This window comes from Mesobacillus sp. ABV4_180 (genome assembly GCF_056158485.1).
Map to the genome: position 1 here is coordinate 1,835,472 of NZ_JBSWTJ010000001.1, position 17,188 is coordinate 1,852,659.

The following is a 17,188-nucleotide window of genomic DNA, read 5'->3' on the forward strand; positions in this document are numbered from 1 at the left end:
TCCTTCTGGCATAGATGGGTCCTTTTTTAGTGTCTCGTATTGATGGATTGTTTTATCTCCTCTTAAGGAAAAGGAGGAATGAAAGTGAAACAAACAACTGATTTCTTAAAAATGAAGCAAACCGGCAGCAAAATTGTAATGGTAACAGCCTATGATTATCCTTCTGCAAAGCATGCTGAGCAGGCTGAAGCAGATATGATCCTCGTCGGTGACTCGCTGGGTATGGTAGTACTGGGATATGATTCAACGGTCCCGGTAACGATGGAGGATATGATTCACCATTCGAAAGCCGTAAGGCGTGGGGCTGGCAATACATTCATTGTTGTCGATCTGCCATTCATGAGTTATCATCTGTCAATTAAAGACACCCTTATAAATGGCGCAAGGATCCTACAGGAGACCGGGGCGAATGCTGTCAAGGTTGAGGGTGCTGATGAGGTCCTCGACCATATAAAAGCGCTGACTAAGGCAGGTGTGCCTGTTGTCGCGCACCTTGGCCTGACTCCGCAATCTGTCGGGGTCCTTGGCGGATATAAAGTACAGGGAAAAAATGCGGATGCCGCAAAGAAACTGCTTGATGACGCTAAAAAATGTGAAGAGGCTGGAGCATTTGCAGTAGTCCTCGAATGTGTTCCTAAACAACTGGCTGAACAAATCAGCCAAGCTCTTGGAATTCCGACAATCGGGATCGGGGCAGGTGCAGATGTAGATGGCCAGGTGCTGGTCTACCATGATATCATTACCTATGGCGTTGAACGCGTCCCGAAATTCGTTAAGCAATATATTAATGTAAATGAACAAATCGCTTCAGGGCTGAATTCCTATGTATCGGAAGTGAGGAACAAAGCATTTCCTGAAGATAAGCATAGTTTTACCATGAAAGAAGAAGAATTGCTGGCACTGTACGGAGGAAGAGAATGAAAATCATCTCAAACATCGCTGAAATGCAGCAACAAATGTCTCGTCTGAAAGCTGACGGGAAGTCCGTTGGGTATGTACCGACAATGGGTTTCCTGCATGAAGGGCATATGTCCTTAATGAAAAAAGCTCGTCCGGAAAATGACATAGTAGTCCTGAGCATTTTTGTTAACCCTCTTCAATTTGGCCCTACAGAAGACCTGGATGCTTATCCTCGTGATTTTGAACGGGATCATAAAATCGCTGAGGCTGAAGGTGTAGATTATATTTTTTATCCATCAGCTGAAGAGATGTACCCCGGTGAAGCTTCCATTAAAGTTTCGGTCGTGGAGCGCACAAACGTACTTTGCGGCAAATCGCGTCCGGGGCATTTTGATGGAGTGGCAACAGTCCTGATTAAATTGTTCAACATCGTACGGCCTGCTCGGGCATATTTTGGCTTGAAGGACGCACAGCAGGTCGCTGTGGTCGATGGACTCATCAAGGATTTTAATTTCCCGATTGAGCTAGTTCCAGTGGGTACAGTCCGGGAAAAGGATGGTCTTGCAAAAAGTTCAAGAAATGTTTATCTTAACGAAGATGAAAGAAAACAGGCCATTGAACTTAGCGCTAGCTTACAGATGGCAAAATCTGCAATAGCGCTCGGAGAACGAAATCCGCAGGAACTTGTCGAGATGATGGCAAACCATATTGGTGAATGTACAACAGGACAAGTTGATTATATTGAGGTCTATTCTTATCCTGAGTTGAAACCACTTAAAACAATAACTGGAAAAATCATTATCGCACTTGCTGTTAAATTCTCAAAAGCAAGGCTGATTGACAATATCATTTTAGAAGTAGAATAACTTATATTAGGGGGATTCCATTCCATGTTCCGCACCATGATGAATGCTAAAATACATCGAGCTAGAGTAACTGAAGCAAATCTTAATTATGTTGGCAGCATCACGATTGACAGTGACATATTGGACGCTGTAGGTATGGTTGCTAATGAAAAAGTCCAGATTGTGAATAATAATAATGGCGCACGGTTTGAGACATACATCATTCCAGGTCAAAGGGGAAGCGGGATTGTCTGCCTAAATGGAGCGGCCGCCCGTCTGGTTCATGAGGGAGACGTGGTCATCATCATTTCCTATGCACTGGTGGCAGAAGAGAAGGTCGCGACACACCAGCCTAAGGTAGCTTTGATGGATGCAAACAATCGTATTGTTGAAATGCTTCACGCTGAACCTGAGCGAACTGTCTTTCAGTAAGAATTTCGAAAACTCCCGAGCCTTCGGGAGTTTTTTCATACATATCAACAATCCTGCTATTAAAGAATAAACTTAATCCCAAATCTACTATCATTATACGGGCTTCTGCTTTCTCTTTTCGTTTTTTTATGTTACGTTTTTGATTGACTGAATTTTAGAGGTGTTATGGAGTATGAGCCAAAAATTTGTAGTGATCGATTTAGAAACGACGGGCAACTCCCCTAAAAAAGGAGACCGGATTATACAGTTTGGAGCAGTAATCATCGAGAATGGTGAAATTACAGGCCAATTCGCATCGCTTGTAAATCCATTGCAGGATATTCCGGTTTTTATTGAAGAACTGACGGGCATATCTGATTCCATGGTGAAAGATGCTCCATTGTTTGAAGAAATAGCGCCCCAGATTTCTAGTATGCTTGAAGATGCTTATTTTGTGGCTCATAATGTCTTGTTTGATCTTTCTTTTTTACAAGAGGAATTAATAAAAGCTGGCTGTGAGGGGTTTTATGGTCCTGTTCTTGATACAGTCGAAATGGCGAGGATCTTGTATCCATCTGCAGACAGCTATAAATTGACTGACTTGGCAGCAAAAGAAAACCTTCGCCATGATCGTCCACACCAGGCAGATAGTGATGCATATGTTACGGCAGAATTGCTGTTGATCATGCTCGAAGCTATTTCTTACCTTCCGCAAGTGACTCTCAAAGAGCTTGCAAAGCTTTCGGAAGGACTAAAGAGTGATTTGCACCTGATCTTCGATGAAGCATTGAATGTAAAAGAGAGCAGGATAGAAAGCTTGCCTGAAGATATTGAAATCTACCGGGGCATTGCCTTGAAGAAGAAAAATATATCAGGTTCTGGCAGGAAAAGTGAAATTCTATATCCGAAATCAACAGAGGAAAAACAACTATTGCTGCAAAAGGCTTTCTCTGGGTTTGAACTGAGGCAAGGGCAAAATGAAATGATGGATCTTGTCCACGAGGCATTTTTACGAAATGGGCATGCTCTGATCGAAGCTGGAACAGGGGTAGGTAAATCACTTGCGTATTTGATCCCGGCAGCAGTCTTCTCATTAAACAACAATAAGCCGGTAGTGATCAGTACATTCACCACCCAGCTTCAGGAGCAGCTTTTGACAAACGATGTCCCCAAGCTCGATGAAATGTTCGATGCAGGTTTGAAGACAGCCCTGATTAAAGGAAGGAACCACTATATCAGCATGCCTCGCTTTGAACAATCCTTGAGAGAGCTCGAAGAAAATTACGATACAGCACTTACGAAAATGCAAATTCTTGTCTGGCTGACCCAAACAGAAACAGGGGATCTGGATGAACTAAACCTTTCGAGCGGAGGAATGCTGTATTGGAATAAGATAAAAAATGAACGGTCCATGTTCCTGCGTACTAAGCATTGGGAGGAGCATGATTTTTATAAAAGCGCGATTGATAAGGCAAAAGATGCCAATATCCTGATCACCAATCATTCCATGCTTTTGGCAGATCTCGTATCGGACAGTGGGATTCTGCCTGAATATGATTATGCAGTTCTGGATGAAGGCCATCAATTCGAAAAAGCCGCAGGGAAATATTTTGGCCGATCACTCGACTATATGGCTGTGAGGCTTTTATTCAATCAGTTGGGACAATATGACCAGGCACAGTTATTTTATAAAATGGAGAGGCTTCTGGGGAAATCCGCCGGCACAAGTGGGGGAAACAGACTTCATTCCTTCGAGATCAATCAGCTGATCACGGATTTAATTTATGAAACAGATGAATTATTCAAGCTTGCTGGAATGTATGCAAGAAAAGGAATTAAATCCAAACCATCAGGCAGCAAAATCCATGCCAGCCTGGTACCTGACAAGAACAATCGAATTTGGATGGCATTAAAAACAACTGCTGAAAGATTTTACTTCTTGATAAAAGATTTGGTGAACGCAATTGAACAGCGTATTGAAGAAGCCAGCAGGCAATCCCAAAATTTCAAGGGTGAACAGCAGGCGTTAATGGAGGAAGTAGTTCAGGTAAAGGCAGATTTAGAAAATATCCAAAATACGGCAAAAGCACTCTTTATGGATGGAAGCAGTTATGTTAGATGGGTCGAAGCTGATATGCGCGCCATGCAGAATTCAACAACCATTTTTGCCCGTCCAGTGCATGTCGCTGAGTATTTGGAGAGACAATTCTTTGGTGTAAAAAGAAGTGTGGTCGTTACCTCGGCAACTTTGTCTGTAAACAATTCTTTTAGGTTCATAAAAAAAGAATTGGGTCTGGAATCAACACTCATCGAAAAACAGATACCATCGCCATTTTCTTATGGAACACAAATCAAACTTATCGTCCCAGATGATCTGCCTGAAATCAAGGCAGTATCAAATGAGGACTATGTTGCTGCCATTACCGAGCATATCATCTCTATTGCTGAAGCCACGAAAGGGCGAATGCTAATCTTGTTCACTTCCCATGATATGCTGAAGAAAACGTATGAATTGATCAAGGAAAGCGGCCTTCTTGAGGAATTCGTCCTGATCGCGCAGGGAATTACGGCAGGAAGCAGAACGAGACTGACACGAAATTTCAAGCGTTTCGAAAAGGCGATTCTTTTCGGGACCAGCAGTTTCTGGGAAGGAATCGATATCCCGGGTGAAGATCTTTCTTGCCTCATTATCGTAAGGCTGCCATTTTCGCCGCCAGATGAACCATTAACAGCTGCAAAATGTGCTCTGATCCAGGAAAACGGGGGAAACCCTTTTTCCGAGTTGTCTTTGCCTGAAGCGATCCTAAGGTTTAAGCAAGGATTTGGAAGGTTAATCAGGACATCCTCTGACAGGGGTATGATTTTTATTTTTGATCGAAGGTTACTGACAACTTCGTATGGTGGCGCATTTTTGACCTCAATACCAGATGTACCCGTCGAAAAGGGCTCGATTAATGAAATTGTGGACTTGATCCACGACTGGCTGTGAGATCCCAGTGCATTCTTTCATGTGATTTTCCAAAAAGACTTTTATATTTTTTATAAATGACACACTCTATAGCTAGAAGCAATTGGAGGAGTGGCCATGAAACTATTAATTGCGATCCTTTCATTCATGAATTGGTACTATATACCTTATGAATCTCCTTCAGCCCCAGTTGAAGTTGAGGGTGTGGAAGTGAACCTGAAGAGAAACGAATTGGCATTTACGTTTTTGGCTTTAAGCGATGGGGAAGCTGCACTTATTCAGCATCCAAACGGTGAGAATATCCTGGTGAACACTGGCGGAAAGGGTACTGTGAAGGAGCTTGAACGCCTGCTTGCTTTGTTTCATGTAAAAGAGATTTCGACAGTGATCCTGACGACAAAAAATGATCGCAAAAATTTGGAAGGCATCATCCAAACATACAAAGTTCGCCGCATTGTAACGGGAGCCTCTGCCAGCCAGACGATGTCAGAGGTTATAGTACCAGCTGGAGTCGAAGTGAAAGTATGGAAACAGGGAGAATCGGAGAAATTAATGCCCGGATTGACAGCTGAAGTTGTTTACGATGGAATTGAGGAAAAAGAAGGAACAGATATATCTTTTCAATTTTTCCATCATCAAATCTTTTTTGTCAGTTCAGCAAGCCATAAATCAGAACAGGATTTCCTTGCTGAACCATTGAAAAATGTGAATATCCTTAAGCTTCCGCAATTCGCAGAGAAAGGGTCTTTTTCTGACTTATTGATCGAGCATATGGATCCCCAGCTTGCTGTGATTTTTAAATCCAGATCGATCAAGCCCGATCCTGATCTAGTCGAAATGCTGCATGAAGCCTGGATTGATGTTTATTTCACAAAACAGCATGGGACTGTTACAATAAAGCTTACTGATTCAAATTATGATGTCATAACAATCATGAGCAAAGAGTAGAAGTTACTGCATAAAAAAACTGCGCAATTATTGCGCAGCCATTTGTGTGTGTGGATCAGAAAAGATTTTATGTTCAGTCAAACTCTTACCAGTGAGGCGTTTCTCCTGATATAATGAGTAGTATTAATTGTATTGTTGCCAGCTTAATGCTGATATATAAATGACAATAATTGTTCAAGGAGAGGAACCAGGATGGAAAGCAAAATTGAAGTGCTAACAACAGTGAAAATACAAAACAGTCCGGATTTATATAAGGTTGTCGATGCACTTAACAGGACATTAAAGCATAATGACCTTATGTTCGGACTTGCGTTAGACCAGGAAGACAAGGAAAAAGCTGTTTTTACAATTTACCGCACATAAAGACCGTGCACAACATAGCCATTATGTGCTTTATAAATCAATGAGGATACATAAAAGAAGGGATACATGTGAAGAAGTGGATTTTACTCAGCATTCTCGTGCTCGCCATCGTAACGGGAATCCTGGTCAATGTTTATTTGAATGCGGTTGAACCGGTTAAAGCCGCAGAAGAAAAGGCGATACAAATCGCCTCAAGAGAGACCAACCTGTCTGACTTCAGTAACTTCAGCCTGTACAGTGGAGAAGATACTTATTTTGTGATGACAGGTAAGAATGCCAGGCAGGAAGATGTATATATTTGGATCAATGAAAAAAATGCTGAAGTTGAAACAAGAAATGCTAAAAATGGAATCACGAAAAAGGAAGCTTTAAATAAACTATATCAGGAAAAAAAACCAAAAGAAATAATTGAAGTAAGGCTCGGTATGGCCAGAATCCAAAAGACGGACAGGCCGGCATGGGAAATATATTATCGTAACAACAGTAACACAATCAATTATTATTACGTTGATTTTGATACTGGGGAGAAACTGAGGGCAATCGATAATCTGTAAAAATACATGGGAGGTAAAGGGATGGAGATCCAATTAGCCAGCAGAGTGGGGGCACTCACTCCTTCATCAACATTGGCGATCACCGCCAAAGCCAAGGAATTGAAAGCGCAGGGGAAAGATGTCATCGGGCTTGGAGCAGGTGAGCCTGATTTTAACACACCGCAGCACATCATTGATGCTGCTGTGAAGTCTATGAATGAGGGCTTCACGAAGTACACACCTTCTGGCGGTCTCCCGGAGTTAAAGAAGGAAATAGCTGCAAAACTCAAGCGTGACCAGGGTCTTGATTATCAGCTTAATGAAATTATTGTTACCAATGGAGCAAAGCATGGTCTATACACTTTATTCCAGGTACTCTTAAACGATGGGGATGAAGTCATCATTCCGATTCCGTATTGGGTAAGCTACCCTGAGCAGGTTAAGCTTGCAGGCGGCAACCCTGTATACGTGGAAGGCTTTGAACAGAATAACTTTAAAATTACTCCAGAGCAGCTAAAGGAAAAAATTACAAATAGGACCAGGGCGGTCATCATCAATTCCCCTAGCAATCCGACCGGAATGGTTTACACAAAGGATGAGTTGATTGCGTTAGGTAACGTATGCCTTGAAAATGACATCCTGATTATTTCTGATGAAATATATGAAAAGTTGATTTATGGTGCTACAGAGCATATTTCAATAGCTGAGTTATCAGAAGAACTTAAAAATCAAACAATCATCATAAATGGCGTATCCAAATCTCACTCCATGACTGGCTGGAGGATAGGTTATGCTGCAGGAAATAAAAAAATCATAAATGCGATGACGGACCTTGCCAGCCACAGTACTTCCAATCCTACGACACCCGCACAATATGCAACCATTGCAGCGTATGCTGAATCACAGGATGCGGTGGAAACGATGAGGACAGCGTTTGAAGAAAGGCTCGAAATCATTCATGCCAGGCTGAATGAAATTCCCGGGATCTCATGCATCAAGCCACAGGGAGCATTTTATCTTTTCCCGAATGCAAAAGAAGCGGCACTGATGACAGGCTGCAAGGATGTTGATGACTTTGCGGAAGTTTTGCTGACAGAAGCGAATGTTGCAGTTGTGCCGGGTTCCGGTTTTGGTGCACCGGATTATATGCGCCTATCCTACGCAACTTCCCTGGAACAACTGGAAGAAGCGATTAACAGAATCCAACAATTTGTAAAAAGCCTTGCTTAAAGATTATGACGGAGAATCGTTAGCCGGTTCTCCGTTTTATAAGTTTGAGTGTTGCCTGCACTAATGGGCAAATGTATAATGAAAACAATACATACTACCAGCTTTGTTTAGTTTTGGAGGGAACAATACGTGATAAAATCAACAATTGCAGAAGTTTATAAATATGAAGGCAAAGAAGTTAAAATTGGTGCTTGGGTGGCTAATAAACGTTCAAGTGGTAAAATCGCTTTTCTCCAGCTTCGTGACGGGACAGGCTTCATTCAGGGAGTCGTAGTCAAGAGCGAGGTGGCAGAAGAAGTATTCCAGCTTGCCAAATCGGTAACACAAGAGTCATCCTTGTTTGTGACGGGAACGGTGACGAAAGACGAAAGATCCCCACTGGGATATGAAATGCAAGTGAATGGCATTGAAGTCATTCATCAGGCAACAGACTATCCTATCACACCAAAAGAGCATGGAACAGAGTTTTTGATGGATCACCGCCATTTGTGGCTGCGTTCGAAGCGTCAGCACGCAGTCATGAAAGTGCGCAATGAAATCATTCGCGCCACATATGAGTTCTTTAATGAGCAGGGATTTGCAAAGGTGGATCCTCCAATTTTGACTGGAAGTGCTCCAGAGGGTACTACAGAATTATTCCACACTAAATACTTTGAGGAAGATGCATACCTGTCTCAAAGTGGCCAGCTATACATGGAAGCAGCTGCTATGGCATTGGGAAAGGTTTTTTCATTCGGACCAACATTCCGAGCTGAAAAATCAAAGACACGCCGTCACTTGATAGAGTTCTGGATGATCGAGCCGGAAATGGCTTTTTACGAGCATGAAGACAGCCTGAAAGTCCAGGAAGAGTACGTATCGTTTATTGTCCAGTCTGTATTGAAAAATTGTCAGCTCGAACTGAAAACATTGAATCGTGATACGTCCAAGCTTGAGAGGATCCAGGCTCCATTCCCGCGAATCAGCTATGATGATGCGATCAAGTTCCTTCATGAAAAAGGGTTTGATGATATCCAATGGGGAGATGATTTCGGAGCTCCTCATGAAACAGCGATAGCAGAGAGCTATGACAAGCCAGTTTTCATTACACATTACCCGACTGCATTGAAGCCATTCTACATGCAGCCGGCACCTGACAGGGATGATGTAGTGCTATGCGCCGATTTGATTGCTCCGGAAGGCTACGGAGAGATTATTGGCGGCTCTGAACGTATTCATGATTTCGACCTGCTGAAACAGCGACTTGAAGAACATGGCCTGCCGCTTGAATCTTATGAGTGGTATCTCCAGCTTCGCCAATATGGATCTGTACCGCATTCAGGTTTTGGTCTGGGACTGGAAAGAACTGTAGCGTGGATCAGCGGAGTAGAGCATGTCCGTGAAGCCATTCCATTCCCGCGTTTATTGAACCGTCTATATCCATAAAACAGATAAGGCCCGTCCGATGCGGGCCTTATCTGTTTTAGCAGTTTTTTTGTGAATCTCCCATCAACAAAAGAATATTTATTTCGCTATTTTTCGACTAATTTCCCTTTTTAATCTTTTCCTATTTTATTACCAGCCGGGCGTGTTCATGCTATACTATGAAAAGAGGTGTCCGGAATGAAAAAAGCAGATATGTTAGATTGGTTAAAGGAAGGGAATGTGACGATTCCCGCTGTGCTTTTGACACAGTACAAAGAAATGAGATTGAACGAACAAGAATTGGCATTGTTGCTGCATGTAATCTATTTTTCTGAAAAAGGAAATGATTTTCCTACACCAATGGAACTTGCAGACCGGATGACGATATCGGCTTTCGAATGTACAGATTTACTCCGAGCACTGGTTCAAAGAGGATTTATTTCCATAATCGATGGCGATTCAACTGAAGGGATCAGATTTGAGAAGTATTCACTGGAACCCCTCTGGGAGAAGCTTTTTGATCAATTTATGCTTAAACGGAAGCAGGAGAAAGAGCTTTCTGACAGAAAGGAAGAAACAAATCTATATACTGCATTTGAAAGGGAATTCGGGAGACCATTATCACCATTTGAATGCGAGTCTCTTGCAATGTGGATGGATGATGACCATCATGATCCTATCATAATCAAGGCTGCTTTAAGGGAAGCTGTCATATCAGGAAAGCTGAATTTTCGATATATAGACCGGATCCTTTTCGAGTGGAAGAAGAATGGAATCAAGACAATCGAACAGGCTAAAAGTTATGGAAGGAAATTCAGACAGCATCAAAACGCATCAAGGGCTGGAAAGGAAGAACCAAAAGTCTCTGCCAATCCTGTCCCATTTTATAACTGGCTAGAACAGTAATCACGAGAGAATTCAACCATTCTCTCTTTTTTTAATCTAAAAATCTGGCCACTTAAGGGTCAACTAAAACATAAATGTATTAAAGTGATAGACGAATAAGGAAATGTGGTGAAAAACTTGTTAAACAAACAGCAAATCAGATTTTGTCTTGATGAAATGGGTAAAATGTTTCCGAATGCACATTGCGAACTAATCCATTCAAACCCGTTTGAATTGGTTATAGCGGTAGCATTGTCAGCACAGTGTACGGATGCACTGGTAAATAAAGTGACAAAGGACTTGTTCCAAAAATACAAAACTCCTGAAGACTTTTTGAGTGTATCCCTGGAAGAGCTTCAGCAGGATATCCGATCGATCGGTTTATTTCGTAATAAAGCCAAGAACATTCAAAATCTTTGCAGGTTGCTGATTGATGATTATGGCGGTGTGGTTCCGTCAGACCGGGATGAATTGACAAAGTTGCCGGGAGTGGGGAGGAAAACAGCAAACGTAGTAGTTTCTGTTGCCTATGGAGTACCGGCAATAGCGGTGGATACACATGTTGAGCGTGTCAGCAAGCGATTGGCGTTTTGCCGCTGGAAAGATTCTGTGCTTGAGGTTGAGAAGACATTAATGAAGAAAATTCCTGAAGCCGAATGGTCGATTACCCACCACAGGATGATTTTCTTTGGACGGTATCACTGTAAAGCCCAGAATCCAAAATGCGAGACTTGTCCTTTACTAGTGGTGTGCCGAGAAGGACATAAGCGCATGAAGAGTATAGGATAAGGTGGAAATCGCATGAATACCGATGAATCCGTACGAAATATACTCATCGAATGGAATAAGTCCAAAACGAAGCTGGCTGAATGCTTCATAAAAAGGGATACTGAAAAAGCCTTGCCGCTGATGGAGTCTGCAATAGAATTATTCAGGGAGTTTCTTTTTTCATCGAATGGACTTGAGGCTGTTGAATCCCTTACCTATGAGGAATGCTATATCAAACCAGTAAATGTAAATGACAGACTGAATTTTATTTCCTCACGCCCGAGATTATATCATTCATATATTCAGCTATCTGAATTGTTTGCAGAACAGGAAAAGCAGTATGCCAGACAATTAGCACTAAAGAATGCAAAAAATAAACGTCCTGACTAAGTCAGGACGTTTATTTTTTGCTGTTGTGTGGAAGGTGTTCGATAATGGGGACTATTGCCCATCATCTCCGCCTTCGCCATCTTCATCGTTGTCACCATCATTGTTCCCATCGATGTTACCGTCATTGTTTCCATTACCGTTGCCGTTTCCATTTCCATTTCCATTTCCATTTCCATTTCCATTTCCATTTCCATTACCGCCGCCATTGCCGTCACCGTTATCTTGTTCATCTCCACCGTCTTCATCGGTTTCTGGAAGTTCAAGCTCCGGTATCTCTACCTTGATGGCTGCAGGCTCGGAACGCTGGTCGCCTCTTACTGCAGTAACTTTAAATGAGTAGATTCCGCCAGGCACAGCGCCTGCAATTTTCAGTCCGGTATCAGAAGCAGTAAATTGCTGTTCTGGCCCTTCATCCAGTGATGCGGTAACCTCGAATTGTATATCCGTTTTATTCTCTTGCTTGAACTTCCAAGTTAGGATGATTTCATTTTTCTTTTCATCGTATTTGGCTTCAAGCTCTGTGGGAGTTTCGATTTTATCAAACTTTTTGGAGACTTCATTTGGAACATTGCCTTTTACAGCCCACTCATAAAGGATTTGGTCCTTAGGTGTGTATTCACTCGCAAGCTTAGCTGGCATTGTGCCTTTTTCTACTTTTACTTTTTCGACACTCTTTGGAACTGTGAAATCAGGAGTATCTGCATCCTTTGATACATACGTCATTAAATCCTTGAAGAGCATCTGTGATATTTTTTGTTCGGTTCCATAAAGTCCAGTCTTTCGATCTTTGTAACCAGTCCATACGGATGCAGTGTATCTTGTTGTATAGCCAACAAACCATGAATCAGGAACACCGCCAGATTTGATTCCCCAGCTATTGATTTCATCTTGGGTATAGTTGGTTGTTCCCGTTTTCCCCGCTACATGGAGACTAGGGATATTAGCGTATGTTGCTCCTGTACCTTGTTTTATTGCAGATTTCAGCATATCTGAAATCATGAAAGCTGTATAATCCTTCATGACTACTTCAGTTTCAGGAGTCAAATCAATTTCAGTCTTGTCACGAAGTACAATTTTCTTTACTGAATAAGGTTTTGTAAAGAAACCGTTGTTGCCGAATGCTGCATAAGCACCCGCCATTTCAATCGGTGCAATTTCATGAGCACCAATTGAAGCTGATTCATAAATAGGATCCTTTAATGTCAATCCAAGATTGACTCCAAAATCTCTTGCTTTTTCAGCTCCAACTGCCTGGAATGCCTGCAGGGCAGGAATATTTATAGACTTTGCCAGAGCTGATCTCATCGTCATGATACCGTTATATTTATCGTTCCAGTTTCCAATCGGTTCCCCGTTTGAATACGTCATAGGCTTATCTTCAAGCATATGATAGGTACCCCAGCGCAGATGCTCGATTGCCGGGCCATAGTCCAGGATAGGTTTAATAGTTGATCCCGGCTGCCTTTTAACATCGATAGCGTAATTTAAGCCACGCTTCACCTGCTGGTTTCGACCTCCGCCGATAGCGCGGATTTCTCCCGTTTTCGTATCAAGCAGGGTAATGCCGGCCTGCATTTCATCATTAGGATATTGAACAGCAGCGTCAGTATTCAGGATTTCTTCTACATGAGTCTGAGCATTCTGATCAAGTGTTGTATAGATTTCAAGTCCATCGGAGAAGATATCAAAATCGGTCTGCTCTGACACTTCCTCGATAACCATATCGATAAAAGCATCGAACGGCTCTTCGTCTTTACCCTTTCTGTCTCCTTCTTTTACCAGGCTGGATTCAACAGGTATTTTTTGAGCCTTTTCCTTTTCTTCCTTAGAAATGAAACCGTGCTGATGCATCAAAGACAATACAACATTCCTGCGATGTTCGGCTTTTTCAGGATTCGTAAAAGGATTATAGTTATTAGGGCTCTGAGGCATGCCAGCAAGAAGGGCAGCTTCATGCAGCTCCAGCTCGTTCAGGTCATCCTTGCCGAAATATAGGCTCGCTGCTGTTTGCACACCGTGGATGTTTTCAGACATATAGATTTTATTGACATACATTTCGAATATTTGCTGCTTTGTGTATTTTTTTTCTAGCTGGTAGGCAAGCCATGCTTCCTGTGCTTTCCTTGAAAGTGTTTTTTCAAATCCCAGGAATGAATTCTTGACAACCTGCTGTGTTATAGTTGATGCTCCTTCGGATCCAAAACCCTCGGTAACATTGGCAATAACCGCTCCGCCAAGGCGAATGACATCAATTCCATTATGTTTATAAAATCTGACATCCTCTGTTGCCAAAAACGCGTTCTCAACAAGCTTAGGAATATCCTCATAGACAACATAATCCCTGGTCTCAGAGCCTACCTCTGTTACAAGCTTATTATCCTTATCATATATTTTTGAAGAAATAGGGTCTTTAAGCAAGGATTCATCCAGTTTCGGTGTATCCTGTATCATAAAAGCGAAGGTAGCGACTCCAGTGAGCATTCCAATTATGCCAAGGGCGATCAAAGCCAGGAAAATCTTTTTAAATGTTCCTTTTTTGGCTTTCTTGCCTTTGGGTTTTTTATTATTGGCTGCCAGCTGTTTTCGCCGCTCCTCTCTAGTTTGAGGTTTTTGTGCCATGTTTAGTTCCTTCCTTTCTCGCAGTAAAAAAGCTAACTAAGTTTATAAAGATAATCGATAATTTTAATATAGTCAATTCTCGGGTGAAGGCCAATCGGGATCTGATAGCCGAAATTCATGATTTCTTCCTTCGTAATCGACTTCCTTCCGCCATTTTTCATTCTGTCCCAAAAGCTTAGCAAATGGGCAGCTTCAAGCAGGTAAACCTGTTCCTCGGTAGAGAAGCGGAGGATGACGAAACAGATCCCATCCTGGTTCAACACAGCTCTCATATGGTCTATTTGATGATCATGAAAGTTTTTTAATGGAAATGATGTTGTGAACTTTGTTTCCTTCGCTTCGAAATCTACGTACTTACCTTTATAAACCCCATTATAGTCTGTAGTAGAAGCTTGTTTAAAGTATGCCTCTTTGATGACTGCCGCACTCCTGCGCGGATAATCCACATTTACGATCTGCACAGGTGTAGGCTTTTTGTGAATGACCGCGATTGACCGGTCAAGGTAATATGAGTTCGTTTCGTTAAGGTCCTCCTCCAGGGTCATCCCTCTGTTGCTGTAGGCAGCATTTTTTTGCTTTTTGATCTTTATTCCAGGTTCTGAATTCGATTTTGGGATATATTTTTTTCCATTTGGATAATTGAAAACCAAGCTGAACACCTCACAGACTACTCTTTATCATACCAAATATGAAGGTCATTTGGTTGAATAAAAAGCCTCATTTGACATCAACCTAAAAAGAACCTACAGAAAAGGAAGAGAAAAGGTGTGTCAATAACCCAAAATCCTCATTTTTTTCAATTGCCGGTCCATGAAGCAGAGACAATTCAAAAAATCAGAAATGAAACGGATAAAAAGAATATCGACAATATATCACGAACGAAAGCATATTTTGATTTTTATCTGGAATATCCGGAAATGATCTGGGCTTTCCTTGCAAGCATGGTTTCCAGGAATGGCGGCTATAATATGTGCGACCTTGAAGGAGATTGGTTCCCAAAAATACTTGAACCCTCTATTCGTCAGCGATTATTCCTTACATTCGAAAGGGCGAATTGGCTGATTTTCCGGGATGCCTATTCTCAACTTCTTCTATACTCTTATTCGACGAAAAAATGCACGCCAATGTTTCACTTATTGCAATACCTTGATGTTTCAGAGTTTATGGAAAGGGAATGGCTGGAGTTTTGGGATAAAGGAGATAAGAAAAGGCTGATGACAGCCTTGATCATTAACGAACAAAATGTTATTCATAACCCGGTCATCCTTCATCCTGTCTATAAAAAAAGAGTCTTTAACACGTTTATATTCTCTTTTGAAGATTATCTCCACTTCAGTACAGTACTTTTTCCAACATGTGAAGGAGAATTATACGGAGCAAGCGTTAACGGATTTAAGGAGCTAGGCAAGAGGGTCAACCTGGGAAAAAGGCTGGCAGCAATACTGTTTGATCCAGCGTATTATCCTATGTTTCTCGAATTTGCACTAAACACTGAGCACACAGCATCCAGACATGATTATGAAAGATATTTCCCTGTCTATAAAAAAAAGGAGACCCCATTCCTGCGCAGTACTTTTCCAATCATAAGCCACCACTATCACAAGCAAAAAGATTGGTATAAAGAAAGAAAGTTTCAAAAAAAATGGTTTGAACTGCAAGTCAGCCATAGACATCCCATCCACCTGACGAAATGGCATCACCGAAAACAGAAACAATTGCATGCATTAATCTCAATTAAGGAATTATTTACCACAAATTAATAGCTTCAAACAAAAAAGCAAGGATTACCTTGCTTTTTGTTTAATCACTCTGCCGGTCTATTAGGCCCTTCAAGTTTCTTGTCACCATAACCAGTTTTTTTGTCGGTTGTGTTGTTAGGCTGCTGGGCATTTTTGTTTTGTTTCTTATTCATATGAACACCTCCCGAGATTAGTTTGTTCATTTGCGCATTTTTCATGCGGCGATTTTTTGTCGAAGGCTGTAAAGCTTGCTGCTAAAAAACACTTTGTTTGCCGAATTGCTTCTAGTTTTGTCAATGGTAGAGGAGGTTTATTCCACGAGGAGAATTTAAATTATATGAGAGGATATATGAACACAAAATGACTGTTTCGTTGTCTAGCTAAAGGGTTCGGATCTGCCAGGCCTTAAAATTATTTAACGTTGGGAGAGATTATATGAGACAAGGAATTGAAAAGGAAAAGATTTTAGGGATGTTAACTGATATGGCCCATAACCTTGATGTGACAGAAACGAATTTGCAAAGTTCATTAGTGGCTCATAGAGAAGAAATCTGCCAGGATCATTCGATGCATATAGAAGAGATCAATATTCTTTTTGATGATATGGAAGAAAGACTGTCAAAGCTGGAAGTCGGAACTCATGCAATGAATGAAGCATCATCTTTAAAACTTGAATTAAGTTTTTAACGTATAATAGAATAGATTCATTCTTAAGTAGCTTCTTTCAAAGAAGACTACTTTTTTATTATCAAGCAGTAACAGAGCAAAATAAAGAAAGTGGGATGTGCAAGTGGAGCATCAGGAAAGAATCATTTTATTATCAAAAAAATTGCTGGTATATACTGAGCGTGCTCATGATCGGTTTGAATATTCAAGGGAAGCAGGCGTCAGGGGCGATTTCCATACAGAGGTAAAGCCGTTTGCGGATGAAGTGAAAGAAACTGCCGGTCTCTGGAAAGAAGCAGCGACACAGTGGGTTAAAGAAAATCTTCCGAGGAACCTCCATTTCAGCCAAATTGAAACAGCTGCTGACTACCTTGAAGTTATTTCTGTCCAGGCATTTTTTCCGGAAACGAGCAAAAAGAGATTCCTTGACCAAATCCAATCTGTCGATTTTATTTTGAACAGCACAATTTTGGCAATTGAAAAAACGGCCGAATAATCAGGTAACAAATAAAGAAGCAC

General features: G+C 41.5%; 17 protein-coding genes. 15 read left to right on the forward strand and 2 right to left on the reverse strand.

The genetic code is table 11. From position 1 onward, the window contains the following. The first annotated feature begins 84 nt into the window (after positions 1 to 84). The 12 genes from panB (at position 85) to ACXAEA_RS09315 (ending at position 11,645) form a co-directional block, all read left to right on the forward strand. A complete protein-coding gene (gene panB / locus ACXAEA_RS09260; protein ID WP_475095608.1) occupies positions 85 to 921 on the forward strand; it encodes a 3-methyl-2-oxobutanoate hydroxymethyltransferase in 837 nt (278 codons plus the stop codon). Further along, entirely contained in the window at positions 918 to 1,766 is an 849-nt protein-coding gene (gene panC, locus ACXAEA_RS09265) for a pantoate--beta-alanine ligase (protein ID WP_475095609.1), read from the forward strand. Before panB ends, panC begins: the two co-directional genes overlap by 4 nt. A gap of 24 nt (positions 1,767 to 1,790) precedes the next feature. After that, positions 1,791 to 2,177 carry an aspartate 1-decarboxylase gene (gene panD / locus ACXAEA_RS09270; RefSeq protein ID WP_475095610.1) on the forward strand — a complete coding sequence of 129 codons (387 nt, stop codon included), beginning with the start codon at positions 1,791 to 1,793 and terminating at the stop codon, positions 2,175 to 2,177. 172 nt (positions 2,178 to 2,349) lie between these two features. Beyond that, positions 2,350 to 5,145 carry an ATP-dependent DNA helicase DinG gene (gene dinG / locus ACXAEA_RS09275; protein WP_475095611.1) on the forward strand — a complete coding sequence of 932 codons (2,796 nt, stop codon included), beginning with the start codon at positions 2,350 to 2,352 and terminating at the stop codon, positions 5,143 to 5,145. A 96-nt stretch (positions 5,146 to 5,241) separates the two neighbouring features. Then, positions 5,242 to 6,072, forward strand: coding sequence for a ComEC/Rec2 family competence protein (locus tag ACXAEA_RS09280; protein WP_475095612.1), 831 nt, complete (start codon positions 5,242 to 5,244; stop codon positions 6,070 to 6,072). A 192-nt stretch (positions 6,073 to 6,264) separates the two neighbouring features. Then, positions 6,265 to 6,435, forward strand: coding sequence for a YpmA family protein (locus ACXAEA_RS09285; protein WP_475095613.1), 171 nt, complete (start codon positions 6,265 to 6,267; stop codon positions 6,433 to 6,435). Positions 6,436 to 6,503: 68 nt separating this feature from the next. Next, a complete protein-coding gene (locus ACXAEA_RS09290; RefSeq protein ID WP_475095614.1) occupies positions 6,504 to 6,989 on the forward strand; it encodes a cell wall elongation regulator TseB-like domain-containing protein in 486 nt (161 codons plus the stop codon). Between the two features lie 27 nt (positions 6,990 to 7,016). Continuing rightward, on the forward strand, positions 7,017 to 8,198 hold the full coding sequence (locus tag ACXAEA_RS09295; RefSeq protein WP_475098092.1) for a pyridoxal phosphate-dependent aminotransferase: 1,182 nt from the start codon (positions 7,017 to 7,019) through the stop codon (positions 8,196 to 8,198). A gap of 132 nt (positions 8,199 to 8,330) precedes the next feature. Next, positions 8,331 to 9,623, forward strand: coding sequence for an asparagine--tRNA ligase (gene asnS / locus ACXAEA_RS09300; RefSeq protein ID WP_475098093.1), 1,293 nt, complete (start codon positions 8,331 to 8,333; stop codon positions 9,621 to 9,623). Between the two features lie 177 nt (positions 9,624 to 9,800). After that, positions 9,801 to 10,508, forward strand: a complete 708-nt coding sequence (locus tag ACXAEA_RS09305) for a DnaD domain-containing protein (RefSeq protein WP_475095615.1) — start codon at positions 9,801 to 9,803, stop codon at positions 10,506 to 10,508. Positions 10,509 to 10,625: 117 nt separating this feature from the next. After that, entirely contained in the window at positions 10,626 to 11,276 is a 651-nt protein-coding gene (nth, locus tag ACXAEA_RS09310) for an endonuclease III (RefSeq protein WP_475095616.1), read from the forward strand. Positions 11,277 to 11,288: 12 nt separating this feature from the next. Continuing rightward, on the forward strand, positions 11,289 to 11,645 hold the full coding sequence (locus ACXAEA_RS09315; RefSeq protein ID WP_475095617.1) for a YpoC family protein: 357 nt from the start codon (positions 11,289 to 11,291) through the stop codon (positions 11,643 to 11,645). Between the two features lie 51 nt (positions 11,646 to 11,696). Here the strand turns inward: ACXAEA_RS09315 and ACXAEA_RS09320 are convergent, their stop codons facing one another. After that, positions 11,697 to 14,264: a PBP1A family penicillin-binding protein gene (locus ACXAEA_RS09320; RefSeq protein WP_475095618.1), complete on the reverse strand. Its 2,568-nt coding sequence runs from the start codon at positions 14,262 to 14,264 to the stop codon at positions 11,697 to 11,699. A 32-nt stretch (positions 14,265 to 14,296) separates the two neighbouring features. Next, on the reverse strand, positions 14,297 to 14,914 hold the full coding sequence (gene recU, locus ACXAEA_RS09325; RefSeq protein ID WP_475095619.1) for a Holliday junction resolvase RecU: 618 nt from the start codon (positions 14,912 to 14,914) through the stop codon (positions 14,297 to 14,299). A gap of 123 nt (positions 14,915 to 15,037) precedes the next feature. Here recU and ACXAEA_RS09330 point away from each other — a divergent pair, with 123 nt between their 5' ends. The 3 genes from ACXAEA_RS09330 to ACXAEA_RS09340 all read left to right on the forward strand — a co-directional run bounded on the left by ACXAEA_RS09330 (position 15,038) and on the right by ACXAEA_RS09340 (position 17,165). Further along, positions 15,038 to 16,024, forward strand: a complete 987-nt coding sequence (locus ACXAEA_RS09330) for a DUF2515 domain-containing protein (protein WP_475098094.1) — start codon at positions 15,038 to 15,040, stop codon at positions 16,022 to 16,024. A 414-nt stretch (positions 16,025 to 16,438) separates the two neighbouring features. Further along, positions 16,439 to 16,690 carry a hypothetical protein gene (locus tag ACXAEA_RS09335; RefSeq protein WP_475095620.1) on the forward strand — a complete coding sequence of 84 codons (252 nt, stop codon included), beginning with the start codon at positions 16,439 to 16,441 and terminating at the stop codon, positions 16,688 to 16,690. A 103-nt stretch (positions 16,691 to 16,793) separates the two neighbouring features. Then, positions 16,794 to 17,165: a YppE family protein gene (locus ACXAEA_RS09340; RefSeq protein ID WP_475095621.1), complete on the forward strand. Its 372-nt coding sequence runs from the start codon at positions 16,794 to 16,796 to the stop codon at positions 17,163 to 17,165. The last annotated feature ends 23 nt before the right edge of the window (positions 17,166 to 17,188 follow it).